At 38.4% G+C, this 12,163-nt stretch carries 8 protein-coding genes and 2 pseudogenes; 8 read left to right on the top strand and 2 right to left on the bottom strand.

The window, feature by feature from the left end:
* Nucleotides 1-67: 67 nt before the first annotated feature.
* Both FD44_RS08600 and FD44_RS08595 read right to left on the bottom strand, forming a co-directional pair.
* Nucleotides 68-1,159, bottom strand: a complete 1,092-nt coding sequence (locus FD44_RS08600; RefSeq protein ID WP_010619683.1) for a MucBP domain-containing protein — start codon at nucleotides 1,157-1,159, stop codon at nucleotides 68-70.
* A gap of 107 nt (nucleotides 1,160-1,266) precedes the next feature.
* Nucleotides 1,267-3,471, bottom strand: a complete 2,205-nt coding sequence (locus FD44_RS08595) for an ATP-dependent Clp protease ATP-binding subunit (RefSeq protein ID WP_010619684.1) — start codon at nucleotides 3,469-3,471, stop codon at nucleotides 1,267-1,269.
* Nucleotides 3,472-3,756: 285 nt separating this feature from the next.
* Here FD44_RS08595 and FD44_RS08590 point away from each other — a divergent pair, with 285 nt between their 5' ends.
* The 8 genes and pseudogenes from FD44_RS08590 to FD44_RS10755 form a co-directional block, all read left to right on the top strand.
* Nucleotides 3,757-3,945: a hypothetical protein gene (locus FD44_RS08590; protein WP_010619685.1), complete on the top strand. Its 189-nt coding sequence runs from the start codon at nucleotides 3,757-3,759 to the stop codon at nucleotides 3,943-3,945.
* Nucleotides 3,946-4,118: 173 nt separating this feature from the next.
* Nucleotides 4,119-4,385, top strand: a complete 267-nt coding sequence (locus FD44_RS08585) for a phosphocarrier protein HPr (protein ID WP_010619686.1) — start codon at nucleotides 4,119-4,121, stop codon at nucleotides 4,383-4,385.
* Nucleotides 4,385-6,109: a phosphoenolpyruvate--protein phosphotransferase gene (ptsP, locus tag FD44_RS08580; protein ID WP_010619687.1), complete on the top strand. Its 1,725-nt coding sequence runs from the start codon at nucleotides 4,385-4,387 to the stop codon at nucleotides 6,107-6,109. The genes FD44_RS08585 and ptsP overlap by 1 nt, the downstream gene beginning before the upstream one ends.
* A 245-nt stretch (nucleotides 6,110-6,354) precedes the next feature.
* A complete protein-coding gene (locus FD44_RS08575) occupies nucleotides 6,355-7,533 on the top strand; it encodes a glycosyltransferase family 4 protein (protein WP_010619688.1) in 1,179 nt (392 codons plus the stop codon).
* Between the two features lie 23 nt (nucleotides 7,534-7,556).
* Nucleotides 7,557-8,579, top strand: a complete 1,023-nt coding sequence (locus FD44_RS08570; RefSeq protein WP_010619689.1) for a glycosyltransferase family 4 protein — start codon at nucleotides 7,557-7,559, stop codon at nucleotides 8,577-8,579.
* Nucleotides 8,580-9,608 carry a lysylphosphatidylglycerol synthase transmembrane domain-containing protein gene (locus FD44_RS08565; protein ID WP_010619690.1) on the top strand — a complete coding sequence of 343 codons (1,029 nt, stop codon included), beginning with the start codon at nucleotides 8,580-8,582 and terminating at the stop codon, nucleotides 9,606-9,608. It abuts the gene before it with no gap.
* A 133-nt stretch (nucleotides 9,609-9,741) separates the two neighbouring features.
* Nucleotides 9,742-11,175, top strand: a pseudogene (locus FD44_RS08560) (LTA synthase family protein); the annotation flags it as partial.
* A gap of 1 nt (nucleotide 11,176) precedes the next feature.
* Nucleotides 11,177-11,800: pseudogene (locus FD44_RS10755) on the top strand (glycerol phosphate lipoteichoic acid synthase); the annotation flags it as partial.
* Nucleotides 11,801-12,163 lie beyond the last annotated feature (363 nt).

Below are 12,163 nucleotides of genomic sequence, written 5' to 3'. Positions count from 1 at the left end.
TGCACTTGATTTGACAATTGAGGGAAGATTAAAAAATAAGGATCGCGGCGATTACTCGCCACGGTCCTTATTTTGTGAGTTTGATGTACTTTTCTGAAATAATGCCATTATTGTCTAGTCGATACCAAAGCAGTTTCTGCTCATCACGGAGTTGCTCAATGATCTTTACCTTGGTTCCATGTGCTAGTTTGCCGATAATTTGGCCGTATGGTTGATCATAGTAATTAACGGATTCATTTTGCACAAAATCTATTGAGGCATCAAGTTGAGTCGCAACAGCATGAAATGAGTGAAGCTTCGTATCTAATGCAGGTTGCATTGGTTGGGTCCTGATAATTGTCCAATTACTTGTTAGCCATTGCGGACCACCAAGGTTATACCAAGTAGTGCCATCAACTTTGACAATTTCTCGAAAGACTCGCCAAATTGAATTTTTCGGGAAAGTGTAGGTTTGTTGGTCTCCATCAGGTTCATTAAAAATTGTTTTTTGTTTATTGAGTTTGATATAAATACCAACTTCTTGAACAGTTTGCCAATCTTGCTGACGATAAAACGCGAATACTGCTTGAACTTGTTGGTTAAAGGCGCCAATCATTTGTCCCTGAACGCGAATTAGTTTATAGTGATTAATTTTTGTTGGTTCAATACTGAATGGCTCATTTAGAAGTCCTTCATGGTAATCAGGAGGGGCCAAAAGATTATTCGTGTCATAGTCTATTGCGTAACTAATGACAGGCTTACCATGTTGTTTGCTAAACCGTAGGGTCATGATGGCATATTCGGATGGAAAATTGGCCGTATAGCCGTCAATTCCGGTCATTGAATAGTTGTCGATCTGTTGGACTTGAAAGTTAATTGGATTACCAATCTGACCGCCAATAACTTGGGGCTGAAGAAGCATTTTATGACGTTCATCAAGATACAGAATGACGAGCAATGAATCTGGTCTTTCATGGGTTTCTAGAACTGAATTTACCGATTCTTCTGTAGAATTATCTGAATTTTTCGGTCGATTTATTTTGGAAGTGGTCGTTGGAGCAGGTGAGCTCACTCTGTTCTTGATAATTGGATGATGTTTCGGTCTATGTTTGGATTGATAGCTGTGTGATTTATTTTGATTAGGTGTCAGGATACTCTTAATCCAGTTCCATAATGGCAACAAGCTCACCTCCGTTCTATCTTTTGTAATAGTCACAGTATACCGCATTTACGGGGGGTTCGTGAAGATAACAAAAACCCCAAGTCAATTTGACTTGGGGTTTTGTCTTATTCTTCAGTAGTTGTTGCCGTCTCGATGATAATGTCACCATTACTCATTTTGGCGGTAAGGTTCTTCGTGTCCGAATGATCAAGATAGTAATCTGCAATTCGATCTTCAATCTGTTCCTGAATGACACGTCGGAGTGGACGGGCACCCATAGAAGGATCATAGCCTAATTCAACTAATTTTTCCTCCACTGGGGTGGTTACATGAACGTGGATATCTTGTTGTGCAAGCATTCCGTTCACGTTATTAATCATCAAATCAACAATCTTCATCAAGTTTTCTTTGCTGAGAGAGTTAAATTCAATAATATCGTCAAACCGGTTTAAAAATTCAGGCTTAAAGTAGTTGGTTAGTTGATTCAAAACAGAATGAGTTTTTCCGGTTGATGCAGCACCAAAACCAACGTTAGCTTCAGCGTCACCAGATCCGGCATTTGACGTCATGATGATTATCGTATCCTTGAAGGAAACGGTACGACCTTGTGAATCAGTCAATCGACCATCATCCAGAATTTGTAGGAACATGTGCATAACGTCTGGATGAGCCTTTTCAACTTCGTCAAGAAGTACCAAACTATAAGGATGACGCCGAACCTGTTCCGTTAATTGACCAGCTTCTTCGTATCCAACATAGCCAGGTGGGGACCCGATTAATTTAGAAATTGAATGGGGTTCCATGTATTCAGACATGTCAAAACGAATCATTGAATCTTCCGAGCCAAACAATTCATTTGCTAACTGTTTAGCAAGCTCGGTTTTTCCAACACCGGTAGGACCGACAAACAGGAATGAACCAATTGGACGGCCAGTCCCGTTTAGCCCAATTCGGTTTCTACGAATGGCCCGAGCAACTTTATCTACCGCTTCATTTTGACCAATGACGTGAGATTCCAAATCAGAGCTGAGATCTTTCAACTGTTGTTGTTCTTTAGATTGCAATTCGCCAACTGGAATATCCGTTTTCTCTTCAACAATCTTCTGCATATCTTCTTCAGTAACCTTAGGAACGCCACCAGCAGACTCAGTTGATTGACTATCCTTCGCTTTTTCAAGTTTCGTGACTTGATCACGATAATAAGCTGCTTTTTCATAATCTTCCTGCTTTAAGGCGTTTTGCTTTTGAGCTTCGGCATCCTTAACCTTTTGCTCAATATCCTTGGGATCAACCACATTAATCGTTAGGTTCTTTTTTGAACCGGACTCGTCAAGTAGGTCAATTGCCTTATCAGGTAAGAATCGATCTTGAATATAGCGGTCGGAAAGTTTGACTGCTGCTTCAATTGATTCATCAGTGTAATGAACATGGTGATAATCTTCATACTTCTTTTGAATACCCTTTAAAATTTTGATAGCTTCTTCGGGGGAAGGTTCATCAACTGTAACTGGCTGCAGCCGTCTAGCAAGTGCTTGATCTTTTTCAATATCTCTGTATTCATTTAAAGTTGTTGCACCAACTAGTTGGAATTCGCCGCGGGCAAGGGCGGGTTTCAAAACGTTACCTGCATCCATGCCGCCCTCAGCATTTCCAGCTCCGACAATTTCGTGAATTTCATCAATGAAGAGAATGACGTCAGAATTTTCTTGGACTTCCTTCATTAACTGTTGCATTCGCTGCTCAAACTGACCTCGAATTCCGGTTCCTTGAACAAGCGAAACAACATCTAAGCGAATAATTTGTTTGTTAATTAGTTTTTGTGGAACGGCGCCTTCAACGATTTTTTCCGCGAGGCCTTCAACAACCGCTGTTTTACCAACACCGGCTTCACCGATGAGAACGGGATTGTTTTTGGTTCTACGATTTAAAATTTCAATGACCCGACTAATTTCCTTATCTCGACCAATGACAGGATCAATTTTTCCATTTTTAGCCATTTCAGTTAAATTCGTTCCAAATTGACCAAGTAGGGTACCACCGTTTTGACCGCCGTTTCCTCGACTGGCTTGGGTAGGCGGAACCTGTTGCTGAAAATTAGATTGGTTGGAATTTGGTTGAGATCCGCCTTGCATTGCGCGGAAGATATCGTCTAAGTTACCGAATCCAAATGGATCTTGTGCCATTTGACTACCTCCATTTTCAATATTTCCTTGTTGGTTTTTAAGAAGCTGATAACAGTTCTGACATAAATCGACCTGTTGCCTTTGACCATTCACATTAACAAATAGATGAATGGTTGCTTCACGTTCGTGACAGTTCTGACAGAGCATTTTTAAGCTCCTTTCTGGTTCACACCAAAAGTAGGATTGAAGGTCTTGAAAAAGTTTGACCTTCTTTGACCTTTATTTTTATTATACCCGTTTCGAGTTAGAGTGCAACTTTTAGAACTCAATAAGTTAGCCCGTTAATCGGAACTTTTTGGAACTAGCAGTCAAACACAAGCACTGCTAATTACGTTTAGTTTTACTTCAATCTGTCCCATAATGCAACTATTTAATCTTCAGATGAGTTTTCTACTATAAATAGGGTAAAATAGGAGGAAGAGAGGTGATAAGATGGCGAGGGATTATGTTGCACTGCTAGAACAGCTTAGAAATGGTCAGATTGAAGATTTTGAGGTAGAGCCGGATGAATTTATGGCGTTTCATGATGCCTATCTTGCGGCAGATGATCGTAAAAAAATTGTTGGCAAGGCTCAATTAGGCGGTAAAGTTCAATATATTTACGATAGAGAAGAAAAGTAGAACTAGCCATAATGAAAGCGTTTAATGAAATGCTTGTATTTTTAGGCAAGAATTGCTATTCTTAAAGTTAAAGGCACGGAAATTCAAGGGTTTCTTAGCGTTTTCACAATTGTGGCTAGGCTTGAAATAGGTGTCTAAATAAATCAGATAAAATTTAAGGAGATCGATTAATTATGGAAAAACGCGATTTTCACGTAACTGCAGAAACAGGTATCCACGCACGTCCAGCAACACTTTTGGTTCAATCAGCAAGTAAGTTCAATTCAGAAGTTACCTTACAATATGGCGACAAATCAGTTAATTTGAAGTCTATTATGGGTGTTATGTCATTAGGTGTTGGTCAAAATACCGACATTACTATTTCAGCTGAAGGTGACGACGAGAAAGATGCCATCGAAGCTATTTCAGAAACCATGAAAAAAGAAGGCTTATCTGAATAATGAAAAAGGTACTAAAAGGAATTGCTGCCAGTGATGGTATTGCAATTGCGAAAGCTTATCGATTGGTAGATCCTGATCTATCATTTAGTAAGCAAACGATCACTGATGTTGATGGTGAAGTGCAGAAGATGCAAGACGCAATGGATGCTTCAAAGGCTGAGCTTGAAATCATTAAGAGCAAAGCTAAAGAAACTTTAGGCGAAGAAGAAGCTGAAGTTTTTGAAGCACATATTACAATTCTTTCTGATCCAGAAATGATTGGTGCAATTAACAAAGAAATTAGTGATCAAAAGGTTAATGGAGAACAAGCATTAACTGATGTAACTGACCAGTATATTTCAATGTTTGAAGCAATGACTGATAATGCCTACATGCAAGAACGAGCCGGGGATGTCCGCGATGTTCGTAAACGTGTGCTATCTCATTTGCTTGGTGTCGAACTTCCAAATCCAGCTTTAATTAACCGACCAGTTATTGTTGTCTCACATGATTTAACACCAAGTGATACAGCACAATTAGATCGAAAATACGTTAAGGGCTTTATTACGGATATCGGGGGCCGGACATCACATTCAGCCATTATGTCTCGCACACTAGAAATACCAGCCGTTGTTGGGTCAGGAGATGCAACCAAGACCATCAATGAAGACGATGTTGTCATCGTTAATGGTTTGGACGGCGAAGCTTTGGTGGATCCTACTGATGAAGAAATTGCTAAGTATGAAAAGAAGGAACAAGATTACTTAAAGCAAAAAGACGAGTGGGAGAAGCTTAAGACTGCTGAGACGCTTTCAAAGGATGGTGTGCATCACACCATTGCTGCAAATATTGGAACACCTCAAGATATTCAGGCTGTTCTTGATAATGGAGCCGAAGGGATTGGCTTATTCCGAAGTGAGTTCCTCTATATGAATTCTGCGGAACTGCCAACTGAAGATGAACAATTTGAGGCATATAAATCTGCTGTTTCAAAGCTAGATAATAAACCAGTTGTTGTTCGAACAATGGATGTTGGTGGCGACAAGAAGCTTCCATATTTACCACTTCCTGCTGAAATGAACCCATTTATGGGCTATCGAGCAATCAGAATTAGTTTGGATCGCGATGATATTTTCAGAACGCAGTTGCGCGCATTGTTGCGAGCTTCTAATTTTGGAAACTTATGGATTATGTTCCCTATGATTGCAACGCTGGATGAATTCCGTGCAGCTAAGGCTATCTATAACGAAGAACGTCAAAAGCTGATTGATGCAGGTCAAAAAGTTGGCGACATTAAGTTGGGAATCATGATTGAAATCCCTGCAGCAGCTGTTCTTGCAGATCAGTTTGCTAAAGAAGTGGACTTCATGAGTATCGGAACGAACGATTTGATTGGTTACTCTATGGCTGCGGATCGTACGAATGAACGAGTCTCTTATTTGTACCAACCTTATAACCCTGCTATTCTTCGGCTAATTAAGCACGTTGTTGACTCTGCCCACAAAGAGGGTAAGGTTGCTGCAATGTGTGGTGAAATGGCTGGAGATCAAATTGCAGTTCCATTATTACTTGGAATGGGATTGGATGAATTCTCAATGAGTGCAACTTCAATTTTGAAAACACGTTTGCTGTTCAAGGAACTTGATTCAAAGAAGGCTGCAAAATTAGTTGAGAAAGCATTACAAGCTCAAACAAATGATGAAGTTAAAAACATGGTAGAAGAAGCCATGGATAGTTTAAAATGATTTTTAATAAATAAATCGTATTTAGGAGAGTCGAGACTATTTTGTCTTGGCTCTTTTTTATTGAATCTTTATAATTACTAGCAATCCCAAGTAGACACGGTTTGATAATTAAGATTTGGATGAATGTCTCGTAAACGTTGAAACATGTTTGCAATGAAAAAGGCAAACCAATATAATTAAAGCAATTGAATTGAATCGAGATATTAACTAATCAAGTAAGCAGCAAGACTTAGGAGGAAATCAACGTGAACATAGGGTTATTTACGGATACTTACTTTCCTCAAGTGAGTGGCGTTGCTACTTCAATTAAGACTTTGAGAGATGAATTGGAAAAGCAAGGCAACCAAGTATATATATTTACCACAACGGATCCACACGTCGATAAGGATACGTACGAGCGGAACATATTTCGATTTCCGAGTATCCCATTTGTTTCATTTACAGATCGCAGAATAGCAGTTCGGGGACTGTTTCATGCATACGAAATTGCGAAAGAACTAAATTTAGATATTATTCATACTCAAACTGAGTTCTCGATGGGCTGGATTGGAAAATTTGTCGCAAGAAATTTAGAGATACCATGTATTCATACCTACCACACGATGTATGAGGATTATTTGCATTACGTTGCGAAGGGGAAACTACTGAAACCCGTTCATGTTAAACAAATGACATTAGCGTTTTGCTATCATATGACGGGGATTGTTGCGCCAAGTGAACGAGTACTTGATACATTGACGTCTTATGGCGTAAAAACACCCATTCGAATTATACCGACAGGGGTTGACTTACATAAATTTGAGCAACCAGATTCTGAAAACTTGAGGAAACAATTGGGGTACCAGCCAGAGACACCAGTTATTTTATCGTTAAGCCGGCTTGCATTTGAAAAAAATATTGCAGCGGTTATTGATGGCATGCCAGAAATCCTGAGCACTGTTCCTAATGCACAACTATTGATTGTTGGGGATGGCCCCGCAAAAGAGGCGTTGGAGGATCAGGTTAAACAGCTAAACCTTCAGGAGAATGTAAAATTTACTGGAGAAATTGATAATAACAAGGTGTTCCACTATTACCATATGGCCAATGTTTTTCTGTCTGCCTCAGATTCTGAGTCACAGGGATTAACGTACATTGAAGCGTTAGCGGCTGGATTGAAAACGGTCGTTAAAAGAAGCCCTTACACAGAAGAGTTGCTAACTGATCGAGCCTTAGGGGCTAATTTTGATAAGCCTGAAGAAATGGTGTCGTTAGTCACAGACTATTTAATAAATGATAAAAAATATGAAAATCAGGAAATTTTGGATAAGCGGCTTTCAGAGATATCATCGGATACTTTTGGTCAAAACATCATTGAATTCTATCAAGATGCAAGATTGTCATACGAAGATGTACATGAAAGCTCAGAAGGAATTAGTGATTAATAGTAGATGGGGAGACTCTGGAAATGCTAAAAATTAATATGTTTTCAACAGCTGATAAGGTTAAGGGACAGGGGGTTGGAAGTGCTTATCTTGAACTAGTCAAGTTACTTTCTAACCGTGCAAAAAATAAGTTATCTGTTGAAATAAATAAATATCGTAAAGCTGATATTAGTCATTACCATACAATCAACTTTCCTTTTTTTCTGTCTACTTTTTTTTCGTTTTTAGGAAGAAAAATAGGATATGTGCATTTTTTACCGGAAACGCTTGAAGGAAGTCTGAAAATACCGCAGCCGTTTCGATCAATCTTTTATCACTACGTCATTGCGTTTTATAAGCGGATGGATCACTTAGTGGTTGTAAATCCTACTTTTATTCCAAAATTAGAGGCGTATGGAATCAAAAAAGAGGATATAACCTACATTCCCAATTTTGTTAGTCGTACAGAATTTTATGAATCCAGCGCTGAAGAAAAAAAGAAGTTACGCTTGAAGTATGGATATACAAAGAAATTTATTGTTTTGGGTGTTGGTCAAATACAGGAGCGAAAGGGTCTTTTCGACTTTATTGAATTAGCCAAGCGACTACCTAACATACAATTTATTTGGGCGGGGGGATTCTCATTTGGTCGCATCACGGATGGGTATTCTGAACTAAAAAAAGTTGTCGATAATCCACCGGAAAATCTTAGTTTCCCTGGAATTGTAGATCGAAACAAGTTAGTTGATTACTATAATTTAAGCGATGTTTTTCTTTTACCATCCTATAGTGAGCTATTTCCAATGTCCATTTTGGAATCATTTAGCACCGGAACCCCAGTTCTATTACGAGATTTAGATCTGTATCCAGCGATAATTGAAGACGACTACGTTCCAGCAAAAGATGTTAACGAAATGTTTGATAAGTTGGTTGAGTTAGAGAGCTCACCAGAAATGATTACTCATTTTCAGGAAGTTGCAAGAAGTGCTGCTGCCTATTATTCGGAAGATCGACTTGTAAAAATATGGGAAGATTTCTACTGGGAACAAGCCAAAGAGGGTAAATAAGTGACTAGAAGAAATAAAATCGTTGTAGCCATTATGTTTTTGTTTGGTCTTTTGGTCATTGGGCTATCGCTAAGAGATGTCGACTTTAAAACGCTGATGCATGATTTAGTCAACATTAGCCCATACTGGATGTTCGTTGCAGTAATCTGTATTTGTCTATACATTGGAATTGAAGGTTATATTGTAAAGGTGTTTATGGACGACCGATTAGAAGGGTTTACCTTTAAAGACGCTTTACGAATTCCGATGATAGAACAGCTATTTAATGGCATTACTCCTTTCTCATCGGGTGGACAACCTGCTCAATTATTTGCGATGCTCCAAACTGGTGTGGATGGCGGTCGTGCTAGTTCTGTTTTATTGATGAAGTTTGTTGTTTTCCAAGGCCTAATTGTTATTAATTTTTTAATTAGCTTGATTATTGGGTTCCATTACTTAGCATCAAAGCTGAGCTACTTGTCGCTATTTGTTATTTTGGGATTCTTAATTCACTTGGCAGTCATAATTGGACTACTATTAATTATGTATTGGCCATCGTTTACAAAAAGGTTAATCCGAATTCTCCTTGTTCCGGTTAAATGGTTTTCAAAGGATGACAAATATCAGGAACAACAGAAAAAATTTGATAGTAAAATTGATACCTTTTATCTAGAAAGTGTGAGAATTGCCCACCGTTGGCCGTTGCTTTTAAAGGTAATTGGGCTCACTTTTCTCCAACTGTTCTTCTACTATTTAATTCCATACTTCATTATGCTTGCGTTAGGTTACTCGCAGGTAAATATCTTAATGGTAACAAGTTTGCACGTGCTCATCGTGATGGTCATATCGTTGTTTCCGATTCCTGGTGGTGCAGGGGGAGCAGAATTCAGCTTTGAGGCGCTATTTGCGAGTTTCATACCTAGTCATAGCAAATTAGTTTTGGCTATGATACTATGGCGGCTGCTGACTTATTATTTTGGAATGATATCTGGATTAGTTGCCATGTGGATTAAGCCAAATAAGGTTCAGGAAAATAACTCGGACAAATGATCGAATGTGAACTGTGGAAAGCAGGCCTTACTTCAGGATAGTTTGAAGTTTTGCTGAAGAATTCTGTTAGAAATTGATAATTTCTGAATTTCAGATATAATTTAGCTTGTTAATATTATGCGGAGGCTCGAATATGTCGAACTTTTTTAAAAAGGTATTAGGAAAAAGGAACTCCATATGGGGATTTTTCTTTCTAACTATTGTTCTATTTTGGATTAAAACCTATATTGTTTATCAAACTGAATTTACGTTGGGCGCTAAAGGAAGTGTTCAAGAGTTTTTGTTACTCATAAATCCAATTCCTGCAGGCTTACTGATATTTGGAATTGCTTTATACTTCCGTGGACGCTTGGCCTATTGGCTGATGATGATTATCAGCTTTTTGGAGTCAACCTGGATTTTTGCAAATATCGTTTACTATCGAGAATTCTCGGATTTTCTTTCTGTCGGTATTATAAAAGGATCTGGGGATGTATCGAATAATTTGAGTAAGAGTCTTAGTGAAATCATTCATCCGAGTGACTTTGCAGTCTATTTAGACGTCATTCTCTTAATCTTGTTGTTAGTTTTTAAGGTGATCAAGATTGATAAGCGACCATTGAAACGCAGATATGCCTTCACAATGACTGTGGTGTCGTTAGGTTTAATAGGTGCCGAGTTTGGGATGGCTAATGCTGATCGATCTGGTTTATTGACTCGGACATTTGATAATAATTACATTGTTAAGTACCTTGGTTTAAATGAGTTTGCTGCGTTTAGTGCCTATCAATCGCAAAAAGAGAGTTCTACAAGAGCTAATGCAAGTTCAAGCGATATGCGTAGTGTCTTGAAATTCTTAAAAAAGAACCGCGCTTCTGCAAATACCGAATATTATGGTACGGAGAAGGGCAAAAACGTGTTTGTTATTCATTTGGAAAGCTTTCAGCAGTTTTTAATTGATTATAAGGTGGATGGTAAGACAGTTACGCCTAATTTAAACAAGTTTTTCCATAACAAGAATACGTTGAGTTTTGACAACTTCTACAATCAAGTGGGCCAAGGGAAAACTTCCGATGCCGAAATGATGCTTGAGAACTCTTTATTTGGTTTATCTCAGGGGTCAGCAATGACCACCTATGGAACTCAGAATACATTCCAGGCCGCACCGTCAATTTTAGATCAACATGGATATACGACGGCGGCGTTTCACGGCGATGTCCCTAGTTTTTGGAATAGGGATAACACTTATAAATCATGGGGATATGACTACTTTTTCAGTTCTAGCTACTATAAGCAAAAGGCAGAATATAATGTAGGCTATGGAATGAAGGATAAGATATTCTTTGACCAGTCTGCAAAATACCTGCAGCAATTACCACAGCCTTTCTATGCTAAATTAATCACGCTTACTAATCATTACCCATATGAAATTGGGAAAGAGGATACAGATTTTCCAGAAACTAAGACGGGCGACAAGACTGTTGACTCATATGCACAGACTGCCCACTATTTGGATCAATCGTTTGGTGAGTTAATTAGCTACCTTAAAAAGGCGGGCTTATATAAGAACAGTATGTTCGTTTTATATNGGTGACCATTACGGTATTTCAAACAATCACCGTCCAGCAATTGCAAAATTACTCGGAAAAAGTAAGATTACTAGCTATGATTTAGCTCAGTTCCAGAAAGTACCATTTATGATTCACGCAGATGGACTGAAGGGCGGCATCAATCATACGTACGGTGGTGAAATTGATGTTCTACCGACGTTGTTAGACTTATTAGGCATAAAAAATACCACTACTGTTCAATTCGGAAATGACTTACTCTCTAAAAATCGGAAACAACTCGTTGCATTTAGAAATGGTAATTTTGTCAGTCCGAAGTATACGAAAGTTGGGACAACGGTTTATGATACGAAGACAGGAGACGAATTAAAGCTTACAAAGCAGCAAAAGACTGAAGTCTCTGCCTTACAAAACCATGTGACAACTGAGCTATCGCTGTCGGATCGTGTAATCTATGGAGATCTGCTCAGGTTCTATGAACCAGATGGCTTTGAAAAGACTAATAAGAAAAAGTATAACTATAAGTTGGAAAACGGCTTAGATCAATTGAAGAAAGCACAGAAAAAAGAGCCGACAAGTGCACAAGCTAAGAACAAGGAGAAAGTAACAGCTGAGTACAAGACTGATGCCCCTGAACTTAAATGAATGAATTTACATGGAAGACAATCAAAACTGATTGTCTTCTTTTTATTTAATTTCATTAAAATCAAAATATGCTCTTGACCAGAGTGACAATTGTTGATAAGATATTACCTGTTGTGATTCATTGGGAACGGCAATTGATGTCGATTTACGAAATGAAAAATTTTCTAAATCCAACTTCAAAAACGCTTGACAATGATGAGCAACATTTGATAAGATTTAATAGTTGTCGATTTCAAGTAGTCAGCAAATGAAATTGAATATTTATTCAATTTCGAGCTTGACTTTCCAGACACAGTATTTTATACTTATTAAGCTGCTTAGTTGTTATGAGCGGCGAGAATAGACCTTTGAAAACTGAACAAA

The sequence above is a fragment of the Secundilactobacillus malefermentans DSM 5705 = KCTC 3548 genome, from assembly GCF_001436395.1.
In the GTDB taxonomy this organism is placed as follows: Bacteria; Bacillota; Bacilli; order Lactobacillales; family Lactobacillaceae; genus Secundilactobacillus; species Secundilactobacillus malefermentans.
The sequence above is the reverse complement of the archived record's forward strand: the minus strand, read 5'-3'. Positions and strand labels throughout refer to the sequence as shown.